Source organism: Streptomyces sp. CB02414, assembly GCF_001905385.1.
Lineage (GTDB): Bacteria > Actinomycetota > Actinomycetes > Streptomycetales > Streptomycetaceae > Streptomyces.
Map to the genome: position 1 here is coordinate 62,067 of NZ_LIPF01000008.1, position 25,805 is coordinate 87,871.

Genomic DNA, 25,805 nt, shown 5'->3' on the forward strand with positions numbered 1-25,805 from the left:
GCGTCAGTGGCCGGTCGTGTACGTGAGGAAGTGGACCCAGGCCTCCGGGGAGACGGCGAGCTGGTCGCCGTGGCGCACCTTGGAGTCCCGGACGTGGACGGTGCCGGGGCAGGCGGCGACCTCTACGCAGTCGCCGTCGCCGCCGCTGCTGTAGCTGGACTTGTGCCACGTCATCGCCACTTCGACGCAGCTGTCGCCTTCGGAGCCGCTGTAACTGCTCTTGAACCAGGCCAGTCCGGACGTGTTCATAGCGCTCCTCGCATTCGCTTCAACAGGCCCACGGAGTCCTCGGGGGTCAGGGCCTGTGAACGCATCTTGGCATAGCGCTGGTGGAGCACGCTGATCTCCTTACGATCGGTGATCAGCCGCCCGTTCTTCTGTCCCTCCGAGTAACCGAACCACTGGTTGTCCGGCGTCTCCGCCAACTGCATCGGGCCGTCCAGCCCCGCGTGCACCGGCTGGCGCAGGGGCATCAGTTGGAACTCCACGTTCCAGTGCCGCTCGACCACGCCCAGCAGGTGGTCGTACAGCTCGCGCGTCACCTCCTCGCCGCCCGTGCCGCGCTCCAGGACCGCCTGCTCCACGATGAAGCTGAACGCCGTCGGCGGGTTCCGGCTCGTCGCCAGGAGCTCGTGCCGGGCCATCCGGGCCGTGATCCGGTCGTTCATCTCCTTCTCGGCGGGCAGCGGCGGCACGCTGAACGACACCGCCCGCGCATACCCCTCCGTCTGCAACAGCCCCGGCACCACCCGGCATTCATAGGTATACAAACTCACCGCCTCCGCCTCGAACCGCGCCCACTGCCGGAACCAGCTCGCCAGCCCCGGCTGCCGCGACAGGTGCCGTGCCGCACCCCGCAGCGCCCCGAACGCGTCGAGAACCTCCTCCGCGCGCTCCACGAAGTCCACCGGCGGAAACCGCCGCCCCTGCTCGATCGAGGCCACCGTCGGCACCGAGTACCGCACTTGCGGTGCGAACTCCTCCTGCGTCAGCCCTGCCCGTTTGCGGAACGCCTTGAGGACCTCCCCGAAGGTCCTGAGACTGTCCGACCGCTCCGGCTCCCCGCCCCCACAAGGCGCTTCCGCGCCACCCGCACCGTCCGACATCCAGGGCACCTCCCACACGTACACCCACTCGGGCAAACCCACCGAACGGGCCCATGGTCACGGATGGTTACCCCTACCGTCCACCGTCCGTACCCGTACGCTGACCCTGCGTACCGGTCGCCGCGCTGGTGCGAGGTCATCGCCGCAGGTGGGATGGGCGGCATGAGAGCAGCCTCCACCCCCCGACTTCCGGTCACCGCGCGTGTGTTCGTGCAGCGGTTCAGCTCCACCCCGCGCGGTGCACGACTGGCCCGGCATCTCGCCCTGCACCGCCTGGACGCGTGGGGTGTCCCGTACGGCTCGCCGGTCTCCGACACGGCCGCGCTGCTCGTCGCGGAGCTGACGGCGAACGCCGTGACGCACGGCCGGGTGCCGGGGCGGGACATCGAGGTGCGGCTGCGATTGGACGCGTACCTGCTGCGGATCGACGTGTCCGACAGCAGGGGAGAGCGCCGGCCGGGCAAGTCGGAGAGCACGGTGGCGCCGGAGGCCGAGCGCGGCCGGGGTCTGCTGCTCGTGGACGCGCTCGCCGACCGGTGGGGCGTCTTCGACCGCGTACCCGTCGGCAAGACGGTCCGCGCGGAACTGGACCTGCCGCTCCGGTGAGCGACGGGGCCGCGCCCCGCGTGGCCGGCGTGCATATGCTCGCCCCATGCTCACCGAAGTCACCGCCACCCGCTACGTCGAGCCCCTGCGCACCGGCGGCTCCGTCCCCGGCGTCGTCGAGGCCGACGACCTCGGCACCTACGTGCTGAAGTTCACCGGCTCCGCGCAGGGGCGCAAGGCGCTGGTCGCCGAGGTGATCGTGGGGGAGCTGGCCCGGGAGCTGGGGCTGCGGGTGCCGGAGCTGGTGCTCGCGCACTTCGACCCGGCGATCGGCGCCGGCGAACCGCACCAGGAGGTGCGGGACCTGCTGGACGCCAGCGCGGGGCTCAACCTCGGCATGGACTACCTGTCGGGCGGCGCCGACCTCACGCCCGAGCTGGCCGAGGTGTTCCCGGTGGACTCGGCGGAGGCCGGGCGCGTGGTCTGGCTGGACGCGCTCACCGTCAACGTCGACCGCACGGTGCACAGCTCCAACCTCATGGTCTGGCCCACCTCCGGCACGGTGCCCCCGAGGCTGTGGCTCATCGACCACGGCGCGGCCCTGGTCTTCCACCACCGCTGGGGTGCCTCCCCGCCCGAGAAGGCGTACGACTTCCGCCACCACGCCCTCGGCCACTACGCGCCCGACGTCCGGGCCGCCGACGCCGAGCTGGCGCCGAAGGTGACGGAGGAGTTGCTGCGCGAGGTGGTGGGGCGGGTGCCGGAGGCGTGGCTGACCTGCGAGACCGGTCTGGGCACGCCGGACGAGGTGCGTGCCGCCTACGTCGAGTACCTGCTCACCCGCGCCCGCGCCTCCCGGCAGTGGCTGCCGACCGGGTTCCCGACCCGCGAGGAACTCGCCGCCGAGAACGCCGCTCGCGCGGAGCGCACCCGGCGCGGCCGGCCCGACTGGCTCAAGCGCGTCCCCGACCTGCACGGCAAGCCGCCCGCCGAGCAGGACTGGTCCGCACACCTGGGCTGAACGCACGACCGCGCCCCCGGTGCTGTGCGGTACCGGGGGCGCGGGCATGCGGTAATCGGGCGTCAGCCCTTCAGCTGCTCGTATGCCGGCAGCGTCAGGAAGTCGGCGTAGTCCTCGTCGAGCGAGACGGTCAGCAGCAGGTCGTGGGCCTGCTGCCAGTTGCCGGCCGTGAAGGCCTCGTCGCCGATCTCGGCGCGGATACCCGCCAGTTCCTCGGCGGCGACCTTGCGGGCCAGCTCGGCGGTGACCTGCTCGCCGTTGTCGAGGACGACCTCCGCGTTGATCCACTGCCAGATCTGCGAGCGGGAGATCTCGGCGGTGGCCGCGTCCTCCATCAGGTTGAAGATGGCGACCGCGCCCAGGCCGCGCAACCAGGCCTCGATGTAGCGGATGCCGACCTGCACGGCGTTGACCAGGCCCGCGTACGTCGGCTTGGCGTCGAGCGAGTCGATGGCGATCAGGTCGGCCGCCTTGACGTCGACGTCCTCACGCAGGCGGTCCTTCTGGTTCGGCTTGTCGCCGAGGACCTTGTCGAAGGACTCCATGGCGATCGGGACCAGGTCGGGGTGGGCCACCCAGGAGCCGTCGAAGCCGTCGCCGGCCTCGCGGTCCTTGTCGGCGCGGACCTTCTCGAAGGCCACCTTGTTGACCTCGGCGTCCCGGCGCGACGGGATGAACGCCGCCATGCCGCCGATCGCGTGCGCGCCGCGCTTGTGGCAGGTGCGGACGAGGAGTTCGGTGTACGCGCGCATGAACGGGGCGGTCATCGTCACCGCGTTGCGGTCCGGGAGGACGAACTTCTCGCCGCCGTCACGGAAGTTCTTGACGATGGAGAAGAGGTAGTCCCAGCGGCCGGCGTTCAGGCCGGCGGCGTGGTCGCGCAGCTCGTAGAGGATCTCCTCCATCTCGTACGCGGCCGTGATCGTCTCGATCAGGACGGTGGCGCGGACGGTGCCCTGCGGGATGCCGACGTAGTCCTGCGCGAAGACGAAGACCTCGTTCCAGAGGCGGGCCTCCAAGTGCGACTCGGTCTTGGGCAGGTAGAAGTACGGGCCCTTGCCGAGGTCCAGCAGGCGCTGCGCGTTGTGGAAGAAGTAGAGGCCGAAGTCGACCAGGGCGCCGGGGACCGGGCGGCCGTCGACCTGGAGGTGGCGCTCGTCGAGGTGCCAGCCGCGGGGGCGCATGACGACCGTCGCCAGCTCCTCGGCCGGGCGCAGGGCGTACGACTTGCCGGTGCGCTCGTCCGTGAAGTCGATGGTGCGGGTGTAGGCGGAGGCCAGGTTGAGCTGGCCGAGGACGACGTTCTCCCAGGTCGGGGCGGAGGCGTCCTCGAAGTCCGCGAGCCAGACCTTCGCGCCCGAGTTGAGGGCGTTGATGGTCATCTTGCGGTCCGTGGGGCCGGTGATCTCGACGCGGCGGTCCTGGAGCGCGTCCGGAGCGGGGGCCACCTTCCAGGAGTCGTCCGCGCGGATCGCGGCGGTCTCCGGGAGGAAGTCGAGCGTGGAGGTGCGGGCGATCTCGGCGCGGCGCTCCGCTCGGCGGGCGAGGAGCTCGTCACGCCGGGGCGTGAACCGCCGGTGCAGCTCGGCCACGAAGGCGAGCGCCGCATCGGTGAGGACCTCCTCCTGCCGGGGCAGGGGCTCGGCGTCGACGATGGCCAGCGTGGACGGCGCTGGTGCGGACATGAGCTGTCACTTCCTTCAGCGGTGGCACCGGGTGCCAGATGGCGCGTATAGGGCATAACGCACTCGCTGTGCGGTCGAGTGCTTCTGGTCAGTGGATAGTAGTTTCCTCATCGTGGAACTTCAATGGTTTGTTGATGTCGAGATTCTCTGAGTCGAGGGACAGTGGCGCCCAGTGCCACACCCCTCACTCAAGGTGGCGCAGGTCGGCCTCGGTGTCGATGTCGTACGGCCGCGCCACGTCCCCGCACTCGACGAGCGTGATCTCCGCCTCGTGTTCCCTCAGATAGGCGCGTGCCCCACGGTCCCCGGTGGCAGTCGCCATGACGCCCGTCCAGTGGCCGGCGCCGAGGAGAACGGGGTGGCCGCGCGCGCCCGCGTACGCCGCCGACGCGAGGGAGGTTTCGTCCCGGAAGCCGCCGCGCACCCGGGCCATCGCCTCGGCCCCGATGCCGGGCTGGTCCACCAGGGAGACCAGTGCGGCCCGTACCCCGGTCCCGGTCAGAGAAGTCAGTCCGGCGCGCAGCGACGACCCCATGCCCCGCTCCCAGTCCGGGTTCTCCACGACCACGCAGCCGTCGAGCGCCGCCCGCTCGCGTACGGCGTCGGCGCGCGCCCCCAGGACCACGTGTACGCGGGCGCATCCGGCGGCGCGCAACGCGGCGATCGCGTGTTCGACGAGTGGATGTCCGCGGTGTTCGAGCAGGGCCTTGGGCCGTCCGCCGAGCCGCCGCCCGCCTCCGGCGGCGAGCAGCAGCCCCGCAACCTGCTCTTCGGTCTCCGTCATGCGTCCTGCATACCTGACGGCTCGCCAAACCCCGGCGTACGGGCAGGGATTCGGGATGGATTCGGGAGGCTGAATTTCGGTCCGCGCGGTGGCGCGTTCGGCAGGGGGTGGCGTTTACTGGCCCGCGTCCCCGGCGCCCGGCCAGTGCGAGGGGGCGCTCGGCACGTTCACCGCGCAGGGGCGCACAACGGGGTGCGAGGGGGAGGGCTGTGTTGCGGAGCTTGGGGCAGGGGCAGGTGACCGTCGGCGACGAGGACGTGAGGGTGGTCGCGCTGCGCACCGCGGTGGCGCGGCTGCGCCGCCAGCTCGCCGTGCTGCCCGCCGACTTCCCGGACCGGGTGATCGCCGAGGACGAACTCGCCGACCTCGCCGCGATGTCGGCGCACGGTGTGCCGGAGGTGCCGCGGCTGCACCGCTCCCTGCTGCTGATAGCCGGCGCGATCGGCTCCGTCAGCGCCCTGTCGCGGGGGCTGACGGAGGTCCGTCACGCCGTGGAACTCTTCGGCGACCCGCCGCGTCGCTGAGCGGCGGGTCGCGGTCTACGCGGCGGGGTTGCCGTTCGAGGTCAGCAGGGCCTCGGACAGTTCCGCCGCCACCTGCTGGAGCAGCGGCACCATCCGGTCGGTCGCGGTCTCGGTGACCCGGCCGGCCGGGCCGGAGATGGAGATCGCGGCGGCGGTGGGGGAGTCGGGCACGGAGACGGCCAGGCAGCGCACGCCGATCTCCTGCTCGTTGTCGTCGATCGCGTAGCCCTGGCGCCGCACCTCCTCCAGCGCGGCGATGAAGCCGTCCGGAGTGGTGATCGTCTTGTCGGTCGCGGCCGGCATGCCGGTGCGGCCGAGCAGGGCCCGCACCTCGTCTGCCGGGAAGTCGGCGAGCAGGGCCTTGCCGACGCCGGTGGAGTGCGGCAGGACGCGCCGGCCGACCTCGGTGAACATGCGCATCGAGTGCTTGGACGGCACCTGTGCGACGTACACGATCTCGTCGCCGTCGAGCAGCGCCATGTTCGCCGTCTCGCCGGTCTCCTCGACCAGGCGGGCCAGGTGCGGGCGGGCCCAGGTGCCGAGCAGTCGGGAGGCCGACTCGCCGAGCCGGATCAGGCGCGGGCCGAGCGCGTACCGGCGATTCGGCTGCTGGCGTACGTAGCCGCAGGCCACGAGGGTGCGCATCAGGCGGTGGATGGTCGGCAGCGGCAGTCCGCTGCTCGCGGAGAGCTCGCTGAGGCCGACCTCGCCGCCCGCGTCCGCCATCCGTTCGAGCAGGTCGAAGGCGCGTTCCAGGGACTGGACGCCACCTGTGGCGGACCTGGCGGAGTCGGTGGTGCTGGCGCTGGACGTCGGCACGGCACGTTCCTTTCGGGGCTGGCGGGAGGAAAGAAGCGTACCCGGCAGCCGGTTGACTACCGGCTTGTACGTAGCTACGTTCTGCTTGCTGGAATTCTAATTCCGCTTTGTGGAAACGTCCAGGGTTGAGCCGTGGGCATGCCCGCACAAAGGGTGCCTCTTGACGGCACGGAGGCGGGAATGAAGACTCCTTCAGCAGGAGGCTTCAACAGAACGTTGAAAATCTCGGCGGCAGAAAGAGGGGTTTCGGGTGTCCGGAGCTGAACTGGTGCTGCGCTCGACGCGCGTCATCACCCCCGAGGGGACACGCGCCGCGTCGATCGCGGTGTCCGGGGAGAAGATCACGGCGGTCCTGCCGTACGACGCCCCCGTACCGGACGGCGCCCGGCTGGAGGACGTGGGCGACCACGTCGTGCTGCCCGGCCTGGTCGACACCCACGTGCACGTGAACGACCCCGGCCGCACCGAGTGGGAGGGCTTCTGGACCGCCACCCGCGCCGCGGCGGCCGGCGGCATCACCACCCTCGTCGACATGCCGCTGAACTCCATTCCGCCGACCACCACGGTCGACAACCTGCGCACCAAGCGCGAGGTCGCCGCCGACAAGGCACACATCGACGTCGGCTTCTGGGGCGGCGCGCTGCCCGACAACGTCAAGGACCTGCGTCCGCTGCACGAGGCCGGGGTCTTCGGCTTCAAGGCGTTCCTGTCTCCGTCGGGCGTGGACGAGTTCCCGCACCTCGACCAGGAGCAGCTCGCCCGGTCGCTGGCGGAGATCGCCGCCTTCGACGGCCTGCTGATCGTCCACGCCGAGGACCCGCACCACCTGGCCGCGGCGCCGCAGCAGGGCGGTCCCAAGTACTCGCACTTCCTCGCCAGCCGCCCGCGCGACGCCGAGGACACCGCGATCGCGACCCTGCTCGCGCAGGCCAAGCGGTTCAACGCCCGCGTGCACGTCCTGCACCTCTCCTCCAGCGACGCCCTGCCGCTGATAGCCGAGGCCCGCGCCGACGGCGTACAGGTGACGGTCGAGACCTGCCCGCACTACCTCACCCTCACCGCGGAGGAAGTGCCGGACGGTGCCAGCGAGTTCAAGTGCTGCCCGCCCATCCGCGAGGCCGCCAACCAGGACCTGCTGTGGCAGGCGCTCACCGACGGCACCATCGACTGCGTGGTCACCGACCACTCGCCGTCCACCGCCGACCTGAAGACCGACGACTTCGCCACCGCCTGGGGCGGCATCGCCGGCCTCCAGCTCAGCCTGCCGGCGATGTGGACCAAGGCCCGCGAGCGTGGCCTCGGCCTGGAGGACGTCGTGCGCTGGATGTCCGTGAACACGGCCCGCCAGGTCGGCCTCGACGGGCGCAAGGGCGCCATCGCCGCCGGCCACGACGCCGACTTCGCCGTCCTCGCCCCCGACGAGACCTTCACCGTCGACCCGGCCGCCCTCCAGCACCGCAACCGCGTCACCGCGTACGCGGGCAAGACCTTGTACGGCGTCGTGAAGTCCACCTGGCTGCGCGGAGCGCGCATCGTGGCGGACGGCGCGTTCACCGATCCGAAGGGACAGCTCCTCACCCGGACCCAGTGACGTATGTCCGGACCTGCCCCAACTCACACATCGAACGACCCCGAAAGGAACACCTGATCACCGTGACGGCCCAGCAGAACACGTCGTTGGCCAGCTTCACCGGAGACGCGAACCCCTACGGAGGCGGCGACCCGTACGCGGACTACCGCACCGCCGACCTCCCCTTCACCCAGTACGCCAACCTTGCCGACCGGCAGCTCGGCGCGGGTGTCGTCGCCGCCAACGACGAGTTCTTCGCCCAGCGCGAGAACCTGCTGGTGCCCGAGCGCGCCGAGTTCGACCCCGAGCACTTCGGGCACAAGGGCAAGGTCATGGACGGCTGGGAGACCCGCCGTCGGCGCGGTGTCTCGGCCGAGCACCCCTGGCCCACCGAGGACGACCACGACTGGGCGCTCATCCGCCTCGGCGCCCCCGGCGTGATCCGCGGCATCGTCGTCGACACCGCCCACTTCCGCGGCAACTACCCGCAGGCCGTCTCCGTCGAGGGCACCTCGGTCGCCGGCTCCCCGTCGCCCGAGGAGCTGCTCGCGGACGACGTGAAGTGGACGACCCTCGTCCCGCGCACCGCGGTCGGCGGCCACGCGGCCAACGGCTTCGCCGTCTCGGCCGAGCAGCGCTTCACCCACCTGCGGCTCAAGCAGCACCCCGACGGCGGCATCGCCCGCCTGCGCGTCCACGGCGAGGTCGTGCCCGACCCGGCGTGGCTCGCCGCCCTCGGCACCTTCGACGTCGTCGCCCTGGAGAACGGCGGCCAGGTCGAGGACGCCTCCAACCTCTTCTACTCGCCGGCCACCAACACCATCCAGCCGGGCCGCTCCCGCAAGATGGACGACGGCTGGGAGACCCGCCGCCGCCGCGACCAGGGCAACGACTGGATCAGCTACCGGCTGGTGGACCGCGTCCAGATCCGCGCGATCGAGATCGACACGGCGTACCTGAAGGGCAACTCGGCCGGCTGGGCCTCGGTGTCCGTGAAGGACGGCGAGTCCGGCGAGTGGCGCGAGGCGCTGCCGCGCACCCGCATGCAGCCCGACACCAACCACCGCTTCGTCCTGCCCGAGGCGGCCGTCGGCACCCACGCGCGCGTGGACATCTACCCCGACGGTGGCATCTCCCGCCTGCGCCTGTTCGGCTCCCTGACGGAGGACGGCGCGGCCCACCTCGCCGCCCGTCACCAGGAGCTGGGCGGCTGACCCACCCCTTGAACCCGTGGGGCGCGCCCGGCCTGGACAGCACCGGCGCGCCCCACGCGCATGCCCGCACAACGAACGCCGCCGGCCCGGCGGGGCCTGGGGATGACTGACCGCGCTGTCCGCTCGCGCGGCCGGCCTGGGACCGGGTGACTGTCGCGAGTTTCTCCGGGTCGGCCGCTGGCTGCCGTGCGTGCGGTCGGTGTCGTGCCGGGGCGGCTGCCGTGCGTGGCGCCGGTGCCGCCGGTGCCGGGCCGGGCGGCCGGCCAACTCCGGAGGATCACCCACCGGACGAGCGGCCGCAGAGTCGGCGCGGGGCCGGGCGGCGGCCGGGCCGTCGTCGCCGCGCACGGTCGGCGTCAGGGCCTTGTCCGGCGGATCATGCCGCGGACGCGGGGCCTGGCACGCCCTCTGCGGCGTTGTCGTCGGTTGCCGACTTCCTCACCGCTCGACTGCTCCCCACTCTCGGCTCCGCTCGAGCGGGGGACCCCATGCGCGGGAGGAGCCCTCGGTCGCCTCCGCTCACCCGCACTGATCAGGCACCGTCAGCTCCCTGCGACCTGATCCGCCGGACAGGCCTAAGCGGCGTGGCCGCCGTCCACCGCGAACTCCGCACCGGTGACGTACCCGGCCGACGCCAGGTGGGCGACGGTCGCCGCCACCTCCTCGGCCCTGCCGAAGCGGCCGAGCGCGGTCAGCGCCGCCTGCCCGTCGGCGTAGGGGCCGTCGGCCGGGTTCATGTCGGTGTCGATCGGCCCGGGGTGGACGATGTTCGCGGTGATGCCACGCCCGCCCAGTTCCCGGGCCAGCGCCTTGGTCAGCCCGATCAGTGCCGCCTTGCTCATCGCGTACAGCGTCCCGCCGGGACCCGGCACCCGCAGGGCCATGCAGCTGCCGACGGTGATGATCCGCCCGCCCTCCGTCATGCGGGCGGCCGCCGCCCGCGCGGTGAGGAAGACGCCCCGTACGTTGACCGCCAGCACCCGGTCCACATCGGCGACCGTGAAGCCCTCGACGGGACCGAGCAGCCCGACGCCCGCGTTGTTGACCAGCACGTCGAGCCGGCCCAGCGCGTCGGCGGCTCGCTCCACCGCCTCCGCCGACTCGTCCGCGTCGGCGCTGTCCGCGCGCAGTGCCACCGCCCGGCGGCCCAGCGCCTCGACGGCCCGGACGACGTCGTCGGCCGCGTCCTTGCGGTTCACATAGGTCAGGGCCACGTCGGCGCCCTCCCGCGCCAGCCGCAACGCGGTCGCCGCGCCGATACCGCGGCTGCCGCCGGTCACCAGGGCGGTGCGGCCGGCCAGGGGGGCCGGCACGTGGGTGGAAGGGTTCGTGTTCGTGTTCATGCTCGCGCTCGTGTTCATGGCTCCATCCCACCGGCCCGCCCCGCCTGACGCTGGCGGCGAACGGACACCGACCTGGTGGGCGGGCGCCACTCCTGTGTGAACACCCCGAAAACACATATGACTTCCCGGAAAACTCCACCGTCTTGTCATTGACATGCCACTGTCTACGCGCGTCATCATGAGGTCATGCGATTCCCCCCACGCGTCGCTCGGTCCGGCGCAGCAGCCGCAGTCCTGTCCGCCCTCCTCGTGGGCGGCACCGTCTCCGCGACCACGGCCGGTGCCGCCCCCGCCGCGGTCGGCGACATCTGCTACAGCGACCTGCCCTCCCAGGCCCACGACACGCTCGACCTGATCGAGCAGGGCGGCCCCTATCCGTTCGAGCAGGACGGCACCGTCTTCCAGAACCGGGAGGGCATCCTGCCCAGCCAGTCCACTGGCTACTACCACGAGTACACGGTGATCACGCCGGGCTCGGACACGCGGGGCGCCCGCCGCATCGTCACCGGTGAGGACTACCAGGAGGACTACTACACGGCCGATCACTACGCCTCGTTCGACCTCGTCGACCACGGCTGCTGAGGGCGGCGGCCACCGCCGCTCCGGGGCGGCTCACCCGGATCTCTGGCGCTCGGCGGCGGCGAACAGCGCGCCGCCGAGCGCGAGCAGCACGATGCTCGCGTACACCTCGTAGCCGTCGAGGAAACCGATCCGCTGCACCAGGCCCCAGTTCCAGTCGGTGAACTCGTGCACCAGGCCCGCCACACCCTGGATCACGGCCATCAGGCCCAGAAACTCCAGCAATTCCTTCATGCCCCGACCCTCGCCCCGCGGTCCCCCCACACGCATCGGCCGCGGGGCGAGTCCTGCCCGCCGGAAGGTGGCGTCGTGCCTGCCGCGGCGCGTCGAAAGTCGCCGGTTCCGCGACTTTGGTCGGCGATCCCCTCCGCCCGGCCGTCCAGGCCTCGGCCTCTGCGTAGATTTGTCGACTGTGAACAGTGACAAGCAGGCCACGGTACCCCCGGCGTTCGCCAAGCGGCGCTGGGTGCTGCCGGCGGCGCTGGTCGAGGACCTGTACCCGGAACCGCGGCGCCCCGGCGGCAGACCCCGGCGCACCGCGCGCGACTGGTTCGTCGACTTCGCCTGCTTCCTGCTGGCGGTCACCATCGGTCTGCTCGCCGCCGACGTGCTGGACGAGGAACCCGACCTGTCGGCCGCCATGGCCGTCGCCGACCAGGTGATCGGTGCCCTGGCCTGCGCCGCCGTCTGGCTCCGGCGCAGGTGGCCGGTGGGGCTGGCGGTGGCGATGGTGCCCGTCTCGCTGGTCTCGGCCACCGCGGGCGGCGCCGTCCTCGCCTCCCTGTTCACGCTCGCCGTCCACCGTCCCTTCCGGTACGTGGCCTGGATCGGCGGCGCGAGCCTCGCCCTGACGCCCTTGTACTACTGGATGCGCCCGGAACCGGGCCTGCCCTACCTGGCGTCACTCGTCATCGCGATGCTGCTCGGGGTGACGGTCATCGGCTGGGGCCTGCTCGTCCGCTCCAAGCGCCGGCTCCTACTCAGTCTGCGCGACCGTGCCCGGCATGCCGAGGCGGAGGCCGGGTTGCGGGCCGAACAGGCGCAGCGGCTCGCCCGGGAGGCCATCGCGCGGGAGATGCACGACGTACTGGCGCACCGGCTGACCCTGCTCAGCGTGCACGCGGGCGCCCTGGAGTTCCGGCCCGACGCGTCCCGCGAGGAGGTGGCGCGGGCGGCCGGCGTCATCCGGGAGAGCGCGCACGAGGCCCTCCAGGACCTGCGGGAGATCATCGGCGTGCTGCGCGCGGGGGAGTCCGACGACGCGGGCCGCCCCCAGCCGACGCTCGGCGCACTCGACGCGCTGGTCGCCGAGTGCCGCCAGGCCGGCATGAAGGTCACCCTCGCGAGCGGCGTCCCCGACCCCGCCGCCGTCCCGGCCTCCGTCGGCCGCACCGCCTACCGCATCGCCCAGGAGGCCCTGACCAACGCGCGCAAGCACGCGCCCGGCACCGAGGTCACCGTCTCGGTCGCCGGAGCACCGGGGGACGGCCTCGCGCTCACCGTGCGCAACACCCCGCCCGAGGGGGACATCCCCCACGTACCCGGCTCCGGGCAAGGACTGATCGGGCTCACCGAGCGTGCCACGCTCGCGGGCGGCGCCCTGGAGCACGGCCCGACTCCCGAGGGCGGCTTCGCGGTGCGGGCGCGGCTGCCGTGGGGATGAGCCGGGGCGACCCAGGGCGGAGGGCGTTGTCCACAGGAGCCGAGTCGTCCACAGGACCAAGTCGGCCACCGGCAACCATGATTACGTAGGCGCCATGACTGCGATCAGACTGCTCCTCGTCGACGACGACCCGCTGGTGCGGGCCGGACTCTCCTTCATGCTGGGCGGCGCCGAGGACGTGGAGATCGTCGGCGAGGCCGCCGACGGCGGCCAGGTCGCGGAGCTGGTCGACCGCACCCGCCCCGACGTCGTCCTCATGGACATCCGCATGCCGGGAGTGGACGGCCTCACGGCCACCGAGCGGCTGCGGGGCCGCCCGGACGCCCCGCAGGTCGTCGTCCTCACCACCTTCCACGCGGACGAGCAGGTGCTGCGGGCCCTGCGCGCCGGCGCCGCCGGCTTCGTGCTGAAGGACACCCCGCCCGCGGAGATCCTCGACGCGGTGCGCAGGGTCGCGGCCGGCGACCCGGTCCTCTCGCCCGCGGTGACCCGGCGGCTGATGGAGCACGCCGCGGGCGGCTCCGCCGACACCCGACGCACCCGCGCGCGTCAGCGCCTCGACGCCCTCAACGACCGCGAACGCGAGGTCGCCGTCGCGGTCGGCAGGGGCCTGGCCAACGCCGCCATCGCGGCGGAGCTCTTCATGAGCGTGGCCACCGTCAAGACCCACGTCTCCCGCATCCTCGCCAGACTCGACCTCGGCAACCGGGTGCAGATCGCGCTCCTGACGTACGACGCGGGCCTCCTGGACGAATACGACGCGCACGAGGAGGACGAGCACTGAGAACCGGGCACCGGAGGGCGTACGGGCCGCTCACCCCGACTCGGAGGACGCGGCCGCCTCGACCTCCGCAGGCCGCACCGGCCGGCGCTCGCGCCGGGAGACGTCGCAGGCCTCGGCGATGAGCAGCGCCCGCAGCGCCTCGCGCCCGTCGCACGGGTTGGCCCGCTCCCCGCGCACCACCTCCACGAACGCGGCCAGCTCCGCCTCGTAGGCGGGTCCGAACCGCTCCACGAAACCGGTCCACGGCTTGTCCGCGGCCGGCGGCCCGGTCGGCTCCGTCGAAGCGATCGGCGTACGGTCGTCCAGCCCGACGACGATCTGGTCCAGCTCGCCGGCCAGCTCCATGCGCACGTCGTACCCCGCGCCGTTCAGCCGCGTCGCGGTCACCGTGGCGAGCGTGCCGTCGTCCAGCGTCAGCAGCGCCGCACCGGTGTCCACGTCGTCGGCCGCCCGGAACATCGGCGGCCCGGCGTCGGACCCGCCGGCGTACACGTCGACGACCTCGCGGCCGGTCACCCAGCGCAGCACGTCGAAGTCGTGGATGAGCGTGTCCCGGTAGAGCCCGCCCGACTGCGGCAGGTACGCGGCCGGCGGCGGCGCCTGGTCGCTGGTCACCGCCCGGACGGTGTGCAGCCGGCCGAGCCGCCCGGACCGCACGGCCTCCCGCGCCCCCGTGTAGCCGGCGTCGAAGCGGCGCTGGAAGCCCATCTGCAGGATCGTCCCGGCGGCCTCCACCTCCGCGATCGCCTGGAGCGTGCCCGGCACGTCGAGCGCGATGGGCTTCTCGCAGAACACGGGCAGCCCCGAGCGCGCCGCCCGGCCGATCAACTCCGCGTGGGCCGGCGTCGCCGTCGTGATCACCACGGCGTCCACGCCCCACCGGAAGATCTCGTCCACTCCGGGCGCCGCCGTCTCGCCGAGCCGGTGGGCCAGATCCTGGGCCCGCGCCAGGTCGGCGTCGGTGAGGATCAGGGACCCGACGTCCCGGTGGCGGCTGAGCGTGTTGGCGTGAACGGTGCCGATGCGGCCCGTACCGATGACCCCGATGCGCATGGAATCAAAGTGGGCTCACAGCCCGCACCCTGTCAATGCGTATGTCCGGACAATCGAACTACGCAACTTCCCGTCATCAGCGCACGGAGCTACGCTCGGGCCCGTGCCGAAACCAGAAGTGGACCCGACCGTGTCGCTGGACCTCAGCGTGGACCGCAGCAGCCCCGTGCCGCTGTACTTCCAGCTGGCGCAGCAGCTCGAGGCGGCGATCGAGCACGGCGAGCTGACCCCCGGCAGCCTGCTGGGCAACGAGATCGAGCTCGCCGCGCGGCTCGGCCTGTCCCGGCCGACGGTCCGCCAGGCCATCCAGTCGCTGGTCGACAAGGGCCTGCTGGTGCGCCGCCGCGGCGTCGGCACCCAGGTGGTGCACAGCAAGGTCAAGCGTCCGCTGGAACTGAGCAGCCTCTACGACGACCTGGAGGCGGCGGGACAGCGCCCGGCCACGAAAGTCCTGGTCAACACGGTCGTCCCCGCGACCGCCGAGGTCGCCGCCGCGCTCGGCGTCGCCGAGGAGAGTGACGTGCACCGCGTCGAGCGGCTGCGGCTGGCGCACGGGGAGCCGATGGCGTACCTGTGCAACCACCTGCCGCCCGGCCTCGTCGACCTGGACACCGGGCAGCTGGAGGCCACCGGCCTGTACCGGCTGATGCGGGCCGCCGGCATCACCCTGCACAGCGCCCGTCAGTCCATCGGCGCCCGCGCCGCGAGCGCGGACGAGGCCGAACGTCTCGGTGAGCACGAGGGCGCGCCGCTGCTCACCATGGAGCGCACCACGTTCGACGACACGGGGCGCGCGGTCGAGTTCGGCACCCACACCTACCGGCCGTCCCGCTACTCCTTCGAGTTCCAGCTGCTCGTACGCTCCTGACCTGCGCCGCCCGGGTGCCCGGCGGTGCCCGCCGATGCCCTGCGGCTCGCCGTGCGAGTTCGTCGCAATGTCCGGACAATGTGACCGACGTCTGCTCCCCGGCGCCGGGCGCTCGTTCGCCATGTCGGACAATGGGGCGTTTGTGGTTTCCGGAGCCCGGTCGGGGCGCCCGCGGAACCCGGCACGCACAGCACGGCACAGCAAGAAGGGCACGGCCTCGTGGCACGGTTTCGGACATGGGTGGGCATCGCGCTGGCAGGGGCACTGTCGCTGTCCCTGGCCGGCTGCAGCAGCACGGGAGGCAAGCGCGCCGAGGACGCCCGCAAGGCCGCGTCGGCCCAGGGGAAGGCCGCGGTGAACACGCCCCGCTGGACCTTCGCCATGATCACCCACTCGGGTGACGGCGACACCTTCTGGGACATCGTCCAGAGCGGCGCCGAGCAGGCCGCCGTGAAGGACAACATCAACTTCCTGTACTCCCACGACGACGAGGCGCAGCAGCAGGCGCAGCTCGTGAACGCGGCCATCGACAAGAAGGTCGACGGGATCATCGTCACCCTCGCCAAGCCCGCCGCGATGAAGTCCGCTCTGGACCGCGCGCACAAGGCGGGCATCCCGGTGATCACCGTGAACTCCGGCTCGGCCGAGTCCAAGGAGTTCGGCGCCCTCACCCACGTCGGCCAGGACGAGACCATCGCCGGCGAGGCGGTCGGCGAGGAGCTGAACGAGCGGGGGCGCGAGAAGGCGATCTGCGTCCTGCACGAGCAGGGCAACGTCGGCCACGAGCAGCGCTGCGACGGCGTGGAGAAGACCTTCGACGGCACGGTCCAGCGGCTCTACGTCAACGGCACCAGCATGCCCGACGTGCAGTCCGCCATCGAGGCCAAGCTCCAGACCGACAAGTCCCTCGACGCCGTCGTCACCCTCGGCGCGCCGTACGCCGCCACCGCCGTGAAGGCCAAGCAGAGCGCCGGCAGCGAGGCCGAGATCGACACCTTCGACCTCAACGCGAAGGTGGCCGCCGGACTGGAGGACGGCTCCCTCGGCTTCGCCGTCGACCAGCAGCCCTACCTCCAGGGCTACGAGGCGGTCGACCTGCTGTGGCTGTACAAGTACAACGCCGACGTCCTCGGCGGTGGCCGGCCGGTGCTCACCGGGCCGCAGATCATCACCAAGGACGACGCCGCCGAGCTGGCCGACTACACCAGGCGGGGCACCCGATGAGCGCCACGCAGGTCAAGGAAACCGACGCTGACGAAAGGATTCTGCACGCCTCTCCGCTGCGGAAGCTCCTGGGCCGCCCCGAGCTGGGCTCCGTCGTCGGCGCGATCGCGGTCTTCGTGTTCTTCGCCTTCTTCGCCGACAGCTTCCTGCGCGCCACCAGCCTCAGCACGGTCCTCTACGCCGCCTCGACGATCGGCATCATGGCCGTGCCGGTGGCGCTGCTGATGATCGGCGGCGAGTTCGACCTGTCCGCGGGCGTCATGGTCACCTCCTCGGCCCTGGTGTCGTCGATGTTCAGCTACCAGATGACCGCCAACGTCTGGGTCGGCGTCGGCGTCTCCCTGCTGGTGACCCTGGCCATCGGCGCCTTCAACGGCTTCATGCTCACCCGCACCAAGCTGCCCAGCTTCATCATCACGCTGGGCACCTTCCTCATGCTGACCGGCATGAACCTGGGCTTCACCAAGCTCATCGACGGCACCGTCTCCACCAAGACGATCGCCGACATGGAGGGCTTCGACTCCGCCCGCGAGGTCTTCGCCTCCACGATCACCGTCGGCGGCGTGGGCTTCAAGGTCACCATCCTGTGGTGGCTCGCCCTGGTCGCCGTCGCCAGCTGGATCCTGCTGCGCACCCGCGCCGGCAACTGGATCTTCGCGGTCGGCGGCAACAAGGACGCCGCCCGCGCGGTGGGCGTCCCGGTCACCAAGACCAAGATCGGCCTCTACATGGGCGTCGGCCTCGGCGCCTGGATCGCGGGCCAGCACCTGCTGTTCTCCTACGACGTCGTCCAGTCCGGCGAGGGCGTGGGCAACGAGCTGATCTACATCATCGCGGCCGTCATCGGCGGTTGCCTGATCACCGGCGGCTACGGCAGCGCGGTCGGCTCGGCGGTCGGCGCGTTCATCTTCGGCATGACCAGCAAGGGCATCGTCTTCGCCGAGTGGAACCCCGACTGGTTCAAGTTCTTCCTCGGAGCGATGCTGCTCCTCGCGACCCTGCTCAACGCCTGGGTCCGCAAGCGCGCGGAGGCCACCAAGTGACGCAGACCGATACCCGCGCGGCGCTCGTCGAGCTGTCCGGCGTCAGCAAGAACTACGGCAACGTCCGCGCCCTCGAAGGGGTGTCCCTGGAGGTCCACGCCGGTGAGATCACCTGCGTGCTGGGCGACAACGGCGCCGGCAAGTCGACGCTCATCAAGATCATCGCCGGCCTGCACCAGCACGACGGCGGCACGCTCGCCCTCGACGGCGAGGAGACCCGCCTCTCCTCCCCGCGCGAGGCACTGGACCGCGGCATCGCCACCGTCTACCAGGACCTGGCCGTCGTCCCGCTCATGCCGGTCTGGCGCAACTTCTTCCTCGGCTCCGAGCCGCGCAAGGGCGTCGCGCCCTTCAAGCGCATGGACGTCGACCACATGCGCCGCACCACCCGCGCGGAACTCCTGCGCATGGGCATCGACCTGCGCGACGTGGACCAGCCCATCGGCACCCTCTCCGGCGGCGAGCGCCAGTGCGTGGCGATCGCCCGCGCGGTGCACTTCGGCGCGAAGGTACTGGTACTCGACGAACCGACGGCGGCGCTGGGCGTGAAGCAGTCGGGAGTCGTGCTGAAGTACGTGGCGGCGGCGCGCGACCAGGGCCTGGGTGTCGTCCTCATCACCCACAACCCGCACCACGCGTACTTGGTGGGGGACCGGTTCGTCCTGCTGAAGCGCGGAACGATGGTGGGCAACCACGAGCGGGAGCACATCACGCTGGACGAGCTGACGACCCAGATGGCAGGCGGAACGGAGCTGGACGATCTACGCCACGAGCTGCAGCGGACCCAGGGGCGCGGGGAACGGCGCGAGTAACCACGACGCGCCCGCACCCGGCAACGAACCGATCACGCCACCCCCTGTCCCATTCGGCACCCGGCACAGCCGTGCGGCACAATCGCACCCGATGAGCACCTACCGCGACTTCACCGCCCCCATCGGCTCCCGCCGCGCCCCGGTCCTGCGCACCGTGGGCACCAGGGAACGCCGATCGCACCTGACGGCACCCCGCGTGCCGACGGTCGGCATCGACATCGGCGGCACGAAGGTCATGGCGGGCGTCGTGGACGCCGACGGCAACATCCTGGAGAAGCTCCGCACGGAGACCCCGGACAAGTCCAAGAGTCCGAAGGTCGTCGAGGACACCATCGTCGAACTGGTCCTGGACCTCTCCGACCGGCACGACGTGCACGCCGTCGGCATCGGCGCGGCCGGCTGGGTCGACGCCGACCGCAACCGCGTCCTGTTCGCCCCCCACCTGTCCTGGCGCAACGAACCTCTGCGCGACCGCATCGCCGGCCGCCTCGCCGTCCCCGTCCTGGTGGACAACGACGCCAACACCGCCGCCTGGGCCGAGTGGCGCTTCGGCGCCGGCCGCGGCGAGGACCACCTCGTCATGATCACGCTCGGCACCGGCATCGGCGGCGCGATCCTCGAGGACGGCCAGGTCAAGCGCGGCAAGTACGGCGTCGCCGGAGAGTTCGGCCACATGCAGGTCGTCCCCGGCGGCCACCGCTGCCCGTGCGGCAACCGCGGCTGCTGGGAGCAGTACAGCTCGGGCAACGCCCTGGTCCGGGAGGCCCGCGAGCTGGCCGCCGCCGACTCGCCGGTGGCGTACGGGATCATCGAGCACGTCAAGGGAAGCATCGGCGACATCACCGGCCCGATGATCACCGACCTGGCCCGCGACGGCGACGCCATGTGCGTCGAGCTGCTCCAGGACATCGGACAGTGGCTCGGCGTCGGCATCGCGAACCTCGCCGCGGCCCTCGACCCGTCCTGCTTCGTCATCGGCGGCGGGGTCAGCGCCGCCGACGACCTGCTGATCGGGCCCGCCCGCGACGCCTTCAAGCGCCAGCTCACCGGCCGCGGCTACCGCCCCGAGGCACACATCGTCCGTGCCCAGCTCGGCCCGGAGGCGGGCATGGTCGGCGCCGCCGACCTGGCCCGCCTGGTCGCCCGCCGGTTCCGCCGCGCCAAACGGCGCCGGGTGGAGCGCTACGAGCGCTACGAGCGGTACGCGGAGGCCCGCCGCACGGCCCGGGAGTCGCTGTGACGGACTCCCTGCCCCACCAGGCCGGCCCCCCGGACGAGCCCGGACCCGGGGGTGAGGACCGCCGGCACATGATCCGCCGCCGGTCGCTCACCCTGCTCATCATCGTGCTGCTCATCGGCATCCCGGCGGGCTACCTCGTGATCTCCGCCAACCAGAGCCGCGACAGCGGCAGGGAGAAGGAGGCGAAGTACGCGGCGACCGGCATGACCCGGGGCTGGCCGTCCAAGCTCCAGCGCCGCATCTACGAGGTGCCCGTCCCGCTGCCGGCCAAGAAGACGGCGTACTACGAGACGAACAACTGGAAGACCAGCCGCCTCTACGTCCAGTTCGAGACGAGTGAGGCCGGTCTCGACGCCTTCCTGGCGGGCCTCGGCGTCGACCGGGACGCACTGAAGAAGGACAAGATCGCCATCAGCGACCGGGCCCAGCGGGTCACCGGCTGGGACTTCGGCCGGTCCGGCCCCTGGTGGGGCCTGGTCAACGAGCAGCAGAACCCGGCGCCCACCCAGGACGTCATGGTGAACATGAAGAACCCGGACTACCCGATGGTGTACGTCGTCTCGCGCACGGTGCCCTGACCGGCCCGAGCGTCCGGACCCGGCAGGCAGCCGGGACCGATTGTCAGACCCCGCCCGTAGAGTCGAAGACATCTGATCCGGGTGGACGGGCGGGAGGTGACAGGACGTATGAGCGACGTGGCCGTGGCGGGTATGCCGGTCGCCGGGCGAGCCGCGGGGCTCGGGCGGACCGGGCAGCCGGAGGACACTGTTCCGTTCGTCCCCGTCCGGCTCGCCGCCGTCTTCCTGCCCGCACCGCTCCCGCGCGACGGACGGATCGCGTTCTGGGACCCCGGCGACGGCTCCGGCATCGAGGCCTTCGCGCAGTACGGGGCGGCTTCCGGAGTCTCCCGCGACGGCGGGACCGCGGCCGAGGCGGCGCCCGGGGACGGCGTGGCGGAGCCGCTCACGGGGAAGGATCCCGGGCCCGTCGAGGCGCCCGGGGAAGCGTCGGCCGTCGACGTGCTCGCCGGGGACGGGCCCGCCGCCGACGCGGCCCCCCGGCTCACGGAGCTCACCGTCGTGCGGCGGCACGGCGCTGGGGCGCGGCGCGGGACGGCGCCCGCGCTCTCGCTCCCGATCACCGAGGCCCTGCCCCTGCTGGTGCGGGCCCGGCACGACCCGGCCGCCCACCCGGCCGCCGCCTGCTGGGGCGCCGCCGCCCTGCACGCCCTGCGGCTCACCGCGCGCGGCCGTCTGCTGCCCGGCCTGACGCCGGCCGGGCACGACGCCTGGCGCTCCGGCCCGCTCGACCCCGACGACGTCGCACACCTGCGGGCGGTGGCCGCGGCCATGCCCCCCGAAGGACACGCGGTCCCGCTGGAAGGCCCCGGCCCGATCAGGCTGCCCGAGCCGGAAGCACTGATCCGCGCCTTCCTGGACGCGGTCGCCGACACCCTGCCGCGCACGCCGGCCGCGCCCCACGCCTCCGGCCGGCCCTTCGCCGACCGGGCGGCCCAGCCCATGCCGGGCGCCCACGACTGGGCCGCCGAGGTGGCCGCCGGCATGGACGCGGGTGTGCGGATCTCCCTGCGTCTCGATCTGTCGGCGTACGACCTCTTCGACGGAGACGGGGCGGGCAGCGGCGGCGCGCGCAACGCCGGGGCGGCGGTCGTGCAGGTGCACAGCCTCGCCGACCCCACCCTCGTCGCCGACGCCGCGGACCTGTGGTCGGGGGCGGCGGACGCGGCGTTCGGTCCCCGCGCCCGTGTGGACGCGGCCCTCGCGGTGCGGCGCGCGGCGCGGGTCTGGCCGCCGCTGGACCGGCTCGGCGAGCAGGACGTGCCCGACGTCCTCGGCCTGTCCGAAGAGGAGGTGACCGACCTGCTCGGCGTGGCGGCCGGCCGCCTCTCCGCCGCCGGGGTCGCCGTGCACTGGCCCCGCGACCTCGCCCAGGACCTCACCGCCACCGCCGTCGTCCGGCCCGCGCCCGGCTCGGCGACGGACGGCACCGGCTTCTTCGAGAGCGAAGACCTCCTCCAGTTCCGCTGGCAGCTGGCCATCGGCGGCGACCCGCTCACCGAGGCCGAGATGGACACCCTCGCGGAGGCCCACCGCCCGGTCGTGCGACTGCGCGACCGCTGGGTCCTGGTCGACCCCGCCCTCGTCCGCCGGGCCCGGAGGCGGGACCTCGGCCTGCTCGACCCGGTCGACGCGCTGTCCGTCGCCCTGACCGGCAGCGCGGAGGCCGAAGGCGAGACGGTCGAGGTCGTACCGGTCGGCGCGCTGGCCGCCCTCCGCGACCGCCTCACGGCCGGGGTGAGCCCCGCGGAGCCACCGCCCGGGCTCCACGCCACCCTCCGTGACTACCAGCTGCGCGGCCTGGCCTGGCTCCACCTTATGACGTCCCTCGGCCTCGGCGGCTGCCTCGCCGACGACATGGGCCTCGGCAAGACGGTCACCGTCATCGCCCTGCACCTCAAGCGGGCGCGCACCGAACCGACCCTGGTGGTCTGCCCCGCCTCCCTGCTGGGCAACTGGCAGCGGGAGATCACCCGGTTCGCGCCCGGCGTCCCCGTCCGCCGCTTCCACGGCCCCGACCGCACCCTGGACGGCCTGACCGGCGGCTTCGTCCTCACCACGTACGGCACCATGCGCTCCGCCGCGGCGACACTGGCCGAGCAGCACTGGGGCATGGTCGTCGCGGACGAGGCCCAGCACGTCAAGAACCCGTACTCGGCGACGGCGAAGGCCCTGCGCACGATCCCGTCCCCCGCGCGCGTGGCGCTGACCGGCACACCCGTGGAGAACAACCTCTCCGAGCTGTGGGCACTGCTCGACTGGACCACTCCAGGACTCCTCGGCCCCCTGAAGTCCTTCCGCGCCCGGCACGCCCGCGCGGTGGAGAACGGAGAGGACGAGGAGGCGGTGGACCGCCTCGCCCGCCTGATCCGCCCCTTCCTGCTGCGCCGCAGGAAGTCCGACCCGGGCATCGTCCCGGAGCTGCCGCCGAAGACCGAGACGGACCACCCCGTCCCGCTCACCCGCGAACAGGCCGCGCTGTACGAGGCGGTGGTGCGCGAGTCGATGCTCGCCATCGAGTCGGCCGAGGGCATCGGCCGCCGGGGCCTGGTGCTCAAGCTTCTGACCTCACTGAAGCAGATCTGCGACCACCCATCGCTGTTCCTGAAGGAGGAGCACCCGCCGGGCGGGGCCGACCGGCTGACCGCCCGCTCCGGCAAACTCGCCCTCCTGGACGAGCTGCTGGACACGGTGCTCGCGGAGGACGGCTCGGTACTGGTCTTCACCCAGTACGTGGGCATGGCCCGCCTGATAACCTCCCACCTGCTCGCCCGCGCGGTCCCCGTCGACCTGCTGCACGGCGGTACGCCGGTCCCGGAGCGCGAGCGGATGGTGGACCGCTTCCAGAGCGGGGCCATCCCCGTCCTCGTCCTCTCCCTCAAGGCAGCCGGCACCGGCCTGAACCTCACCCGCGCGGGTCACGTCGTGCACTTCGACCGCTGGTGGAACCCGGCCGTCGAGGAACAGGCCACCGACCGCGCCTACCGCATCGGCCAGACCCAGCCGGTCCAGGTCCACCGACTCATCACCGAGGGCACAGTGGAGGACCGCATCGCCGAGATGCTCCAGTCGAAGCGCGCCCTGGCCGACGCGGTCCTCGGCTCCGGTGAGGCGGCCCTCACCGAGCTGACGGCCCGTGAACTGTCCGACCTGGTGTCCCTGCGGAGGCCGTCATGACCCCCCGCCCCGCCGACGAGGCCCGCCGCGCCCTGCGGGAGGCCCGCGGGCGCGGTGAGGAGACCCGGACCACCACCGCCGACACGAACACGGACGCCGCCGCTGTTGCCGGAACCGGTACGCGCGAGCACGCGACGGCCCGCGAACCGGCTCGGCAGCAGGACAGGAATCGCCCCGGTGACGTCGCACGCGAGGCACTGCGCAACGCCCGCGTCCCGGGCGGGACCGCAGGGCGACCGGACGCTGCCCCGGACGGTCCGCCGGACCCACCCGGCAGCCGGGGAACAGAAGCGGACCGACCCGAAGAGGCGACTCGGCCCACCCAGCCGTCCACCGCGGACGCGGCGACTGCCACCACCCCGGCGGACCGTTCCGACCGCGCGGCGGGAAGCCGGCCCGCGGACGTGGCGCGTGAGGCGCTGCGGGCGGCCCGCCGGCAGCCGAGGCCGGATCCGGCGGCCCAGGGGACGGCGACGCCACGACGGTCGGCCGGCCCGGCCCGTGCTCCGCAGCGGACCGGCGGCACGGGCACCGCCGCCGCTCGTGCTCGTGCCGTACGGGACTTCGCCGCGGGCGCCTTCCGACTGCCTCCGGAGGCCGACGCCGCGGGCGAGGTCACGTCCCCCGAGGAGGCGGCGACCTCGGTGGAGCCCCCGCGCGCCGACGAGCCCACCGGCGTCGCTTCGGAGGGCCCCGCGCAGGCGCAGGCTTCTTCGGCCGGTCCACCGACCCCGCCCCCCTCGTCGTACGATCCCTCGCCACGACGGCACCCGTCGGTACCGGAGCTGGAGCGCGCCCCGACGGTGCCGGACGGTCCGCCGTACCGGCCTGCCCACCCGGCCCCGCGCCGGCCCCCGCGCCGAGAAGCGCACGAGCCACCCGCGCAGCCCCGCACGCCCGGCTCCATGGCCGCCCCGGACCGGGACGGCGAACTGCGCCGCACCTTCCCCGCCCTGCCGCCCCGGTCGTCGGCGGAGGACGGCTTCGCCGCGACCTGGTGGGGCAATGCCTGGGTGACCGCTCTGGAGGAAGGCGCCCTGGACACCGCTCGGCTTCTCCGGGGGCGCGGGTACGCCGAGCGGGGCAACGTCGACGCGATCACCGTGACCCCCGGCCTGGTCCTCGCCTACGTGCAAGGCAGCCGTCCCCGCCCGTACCGGGTCCAGGTGCGGCTGCGGACGCTCCACGACACCGACTGGGAGCGGTTCCTGGACGCCGCCGTCGAACGGCCCGGGCACATCGCCGCCCTGCTCGACAAGGAGCTGCCGCACTCCCTGGCCGACTGCGGCGTCCCCCTGCTCCCCGGCCCCGGCGATCTCGTCCCGCAGTGCAGCTGCCCCGACTCCGGGCACCCCTGCAAGCACGCCGCGGCGCTCTGCTACCAGACGGCACGCCTGCTCGACGCCGACCCCTTCGTCCTGCTCCTGCTGCGCGGCCGGGGCGAACGCACCCTGCTCGACGACCTGTCCCGGAGAAACGCGGCCCGTACGGCACGCGCCGCCCAGGACCGAGGGCCGGCGCCGCTGCCCGGCGTGCGCGCCACCGAGGCCCTGGCGGCGCGCACGTCGCCGCCCCTCCCGTCGCCGCTGCCTGCGCCCCCGCACCCCGAACAGCCCCCGGCCTATCCGGCGGCCCCGGGCGGACCGGACCCCTTCGCGCTGGACCAACTGGCCACCGACGCCGCCGCCCGCGCCCACGCCCTGCTCACCACGGGCCGCGACCCGGTCGGTGGGCTGACGCTGTGGCAGGACGCCGTCCGGCTCGCCGCGGCCCGCCCCGGCTCCGGCCTCACCGCCGGCACCCGGGCGCTGTACGCGTCCCTCGCCGGGGCCGTCGGCCGGGACACGGCGGAGCTGGCCCGAGCCGTGGCCGCCTGGCGCCAGGGCGGACTCGACGGCCTGGACGTCCTGGAGGAGGCCTGGGACCCGCCGGCCGGCCGCTTCGACCGCGCCCGCCCCCTGCTGCTCGCCGCCGACCTCCCCGCCTTCCGCCCCTGGCGCAACCGCCTCACCCACCCCCAGGGCCACGTCCAGCTCCGGCTCGGCCGCACCGGGCTCTGGTACGCCTACGAGTCGGAGCCGGGCCGCGACGACTGGTGGCCGCGCGGCACCCCGGACCTCGACCCGGTCGGCGCGCTGACCGGCTTGGGCGCGTCCGGTGACCTCTGACGTG

At 72.9% G+C, this 25,805-nt stretch carries 24 protein-coding genes; 16 read left to right on the plus strand and 8 right to left on the minus strand.

Annotated features, from left to right (window positions below):
* Positions 1-3 precede the first annotated feature (3 nt).
* Positions 4-249 (minus strand): DUF397 domain-containing protein, encoded by a 246-nt coding sequence (locus AMK11_RS25525; protein ID WP_073730407.1) that lies wholly within the window; start codon positions 247-249, stop codon positions 4-6.
* Positions 246-1,106 (minus strand): helix-turn-helix domain-containing protein, encoded by an 861-nt coding sequence (locus AMK11_RS25530; RefSeq protein ID WP_073730690.1) that lies wholly within the window; start codon positions 1,104-1,106, stop codon positions 246-248. Before AMK11_RS25530 ends, AMK11_RS25525 begins: the two co-directional genes overlap by 4 nt.
* Positions 1,107-1,268: 162 nt before the next feature.
* Between AMK11_RS25530 and AMK11_RS25535 the strand changes: the two genes are divergently transcribed.
* Together AMK11_RS25535 and AMK11_RS25540 are read left to right on the plus strand one after the other, a co-directional pair.
* The gene (locus AMK11_RS25535) at positions 1,269-1,712 is read left to right on the plus strand and encodes an ATP-binding protein (RefSeq protein ID WP_073730691.1); all 444 of its coding nucleotides are present in this window, start codon (positions 1,269-1,271) and stop codon (positions 1,710-1,712) included.
* 46 nt (positions 1,713-1,758) lie between these two features.
* Positions 1,759-2,673: a HipA family kinase gene (locus tag AMK11_RS25540; RefSeq protein WP_073730408.1), complete on the plus strand. Its 915-nt coding sequence runs from the start codon at positions 1,759-1,761 to the stop codon at positions 2,671-2,673.
* A gap of 62 nt (positions 2,674-2,735) precedes the next feature.
* On the opposite strand, the gene aceB is transcribed toward AMK11_RS25540, so the two are convergent.
* Together aceB and AMK11_RS25550 are read right to left on the minus strand one after the other, a co-directional pair.
* Positions 2,736-4,358 carry a malate synthase A gene (gene aceB / locus AMK11_RS25545; RefSeq protein WP_073730409.1) on the minus strand — a complete coding sequence of 541 codons (1,623 nt, stop codon included), beginning with the start codon at positions 4,356-4,358 and terminating at the stop codon, positions 2,736-2,738.
* A gap of 184 nt (positions 4,359-4,542) precedes the next feature.
* Entirely contained in the window at positions 4,543-5,142 is a 600-nt protein-coding gene (locus tag AMK11_RS25550; RefSeq protein ID WP_073730410.1) for a nucleotidyltransferase family protein, read from the minus strand.
* Positions 5,143-5,351: 209 nt separating this feature from the next.
* On the opposite strand from AMK11_RS25550, the gene AMK11_RS25555 reads away from it, so the two are divergent.
* A complete protein-coding gene (locus tag AMK11_RS25555; protein ID WP_073730411.1) occupies positions 5,352-5,666 on the plus strand; it encodes a DUF5955 family protein in 315 nt (104 codons plus the stop codon).
* Between the two features lie 15 nt (positions 5,667-5,681).
* Here the strand turns inward: AMK11_RS25555 and allR are convergent, their stop codons facing one another.
* The gene (allR, locus tag AMK11_RS25560) at positions 5,682-6,485 is read right to left on the minus strand and encodes an allantoin degradation transcriptional regulator AllR (protein ID WP_073730412.1); all 804 of its coding nucleotides are present in this window, start codon (positions 6,483-6,485) and stop codon (positions 5,682-5,684) included.
* A gap of 250 nt (positions 6,486-6,735) precedes the next feature.
* Between allR and allB the strand changes: the two genes are divergently transcribed.
* Positions 6,736-8,076 carry an allantoinase AllB gene (gene allB / locus AMK11_RS25565; protein WP_073730413.1) on the plus strand — a complete coding sequence of 447 codons (1,341 nt, stop codon included), beginning with the start codon at positions 6,736-6,738 and terminating at the stop codon, positions 8,074-8,076.
* A 62-nt stretch (positions 8,077-8,138) separates the two neighbouring features.
* Positions 8,139-9,269, plus strand: a complete 1,131-nt coding sequence (gene alc / locus AMK11_RS25570; RefSeq protein ID WP_073730414.1) for an allantoicase — start codon at positions 8,139-8,141, stop codon at positions 9,267-9,269.
* Between the two features lie 575 nt (positions 9,270-9,844).
* Here the strand turns inward: alc and AMK11_RS25575 are convergent.
* Positions 9,845-10,612 carry an SDR family oxidoreductase gene (locus AMK11_RS25575; protein ID WP_198941460.1) on the minus strand — a complete coding sequence of 256 codons (768 nt, stop codon included), beginning with the start codon at positions 10,610-10,612 and terminating at the stop codon, positions 9,845-9,847.
* A 186-nt stretch (positions 10,613-10,798) separates the two neighbouring features.
* On the opposite strand from AMK11_RS25575, the gene AMK11_RS25580 reads away from it, so the two are divergent.
* The gene (locus tag AMK11_RS25580) at positions 10,799-11,194 is read left to right on the plus strand and encodes a ribonuclease domain-containing protein (protein WP_073730416.1); all 396 of its coding nucleotides are present in this window, start codon (positions 10,799-10,801) and stop codon (positions 11,192-11,194) included.
* Between the two features lie 30 nt (positions 11,195-11,224).
* Here AMK11_RS25580 and AMK11_RS25585 read toward each other — a convergent pair whose 3' ends face one another.
* A complete protein-coding gene (locus AMK11_RS25585) occupies positions 11,225-11,425 on the minus strand; it encodes a hypothetical protein (RefSeq protein WP_073730417.1) in 201 nt (66 codons plus the stop codon).
* A 169-nt stretch (positions 11,426-11,594) separates the two neighbouring features.
* Here AMK11_RS25585 and AMK11_RS25590 point away from each other — a divergent pair, with 169 nt between their 5' ends.
* Together AMK11_RS25590 and AMK11_RS25595 are read left to right on the plus strand one after the other, a co-directional pair.
* The gene (locus tag AMK11_RS25590) at positions 11,595-12,854 is read left to right on the plus strand and encodes a sensor histidine kinase (RefSeq protein WP_073730418.1); all 1,260 of its coding nucleotides are present in this window, start codon (positions 11,595-11,597) and stop codon (positions 12,852-12,854) included.
* 94 nt (positions 12,855-12,948) lie between these two features.
* Complete coding sequence (locus tag AMK11_RS25595) at positions 12,949-13,638, plus strand: response regulator transcription factor (RefSeq protein ID WP_073730419.1); 690 nt, start codon at positions 12,949-12,951, stop codon at positions 13,636-13,638.
* A gap of 30 nt (positions 13,639-13,668) precedes the next feature.
* On the opposite strand, the gene AMK11_RS25600 is transcribed toward AMK11_RS25595, so the two are convergent.
* On the minus strand, positions 13,669-14,691 hold the full coding sequence (locus tag AMK11_RS25600; RefSeq protein WP_073730420.1) for a Gfo/Idh/MocA family protein: 1,023 nt from the start codon (positions 14,689-14,691) through the stop codon (positions 13,669-13,671).
* A gap of 130 nt (positions 14,692-14,821) precedes the next feature.
* On the opposite strand from AMK11_RS25600, the gene AMK11_RS25605 reads away from it, so the two are divergent.
* The 8 genes from AMK11_RS25605 (at position 14,822) to AMK11_RS25640 (ending at position 25,801) form a co-directional block, all read left to right on the plus strand.
* Positions 14,822-15,559 (plus strand): myo-inositol degradation transcriptional regulator, encoded by a 738-nt coding sequence (locus AMK11_RS25605; protein ID WP_079187720.1) that lies wholly within the window; start codon positions 14,822-14,824, stop codon positions 15,557-15,559.
* Between the two features lie 219 nt (positions 15,560-15,778).
* Positions 15,779-16,783 carry a sugar ABC transporter substrate-binding protein gene (locus tag AMK11_RS25610; RefSeq protein ID WP_073730422.1) on the plus strand — a complete coding sequence of 335 codons (1,005 nt, stop codon included), beginning with the start codon at positions 15,779-15,781 and terminating at the stop codon, positions 16,781-16,783.
* Positions 16,780-17,826, plus strand: coding sequence for an ABC transporter permease (locus AMK11_RS25615; RefSeq protein ID WP_073730423.1), 1,047 nt, complete (start codon positions 16,780-16,782; stop codon positions 17,824-17,826). The genes AMK11_RS25610 and AMK11_RS25615 overlap by 4 nt, the downstream gene beginning before the upstream one ends.
* Positions 17,823-18,638 (plus strand): ATP-binding cassette domain-containing protein, encoded by an 816-nt coding sequence (locus AMK11_RS25620; protein ID WP_073730424.1) that lies wholly within the window; start codon positions 17,823-17,825, stop codon positions 18,636-18,638. The genes AMK11_RS25615 and AMK11_RS25620 overlap by 4 nt, the downstream gene beginning before the upstream one ends.
* A 91-nt stretch (positions 18,639-18,729) precedes the next feature.
* A complete protein-coding gene (locus tag AMK11_RS25625) occupies positions 18,730-19,878 on the plus strand; it encodes an ROK family glucokinase (RefSeq protein ID WP_073730425.1) in 1,149 nt (382 codons plus the stop codon).
* Positions 19,875-20,456 carry a sugar kinase gene (locus tag AMK11_RS25630; protein ID WP_073730426.1) on the plus strand — a complete coding sequence of 194 codons (582 nt, stop codon included), beginning with the start codon at positions 19,875-19,877 and terminating at the stop codon, positions 20,454-20,456. Before AMK11_RS25625 ends, AMK11_RS25630 begins: the two co-directional genes overlap by 4 nt.
* Before the next feature lie 108 nt (positions 20,457-20,564).
* Entirely contained in the window at positions 20,565-23,633 is a 3,069-nt protein-coding gene (locus AMK11_RS25635) for a DEAD/DEAH box helicase (RefSeq protein WP_073730427.1), read from the plus strand.
* The gene (locus AMK11_RS25640; protein ID WP_073730428.1) at positions 23,630-25,801 is read left to right on the plus strand and encodes an SWIM zinc finger family protein; all 2,172 of its coding nucleotides are present in this window, start codon (positions 23,630-23,632) and stop codon (positions 25,799-25,801) included. Before AMK11_RS25635 ends, AMK11_RS25640 begins: the two co-directional genes overlap by 4 nt.
* The last annotated feature ends 4 nt before the right edge of the window (positions 25,802-25,805 follow it).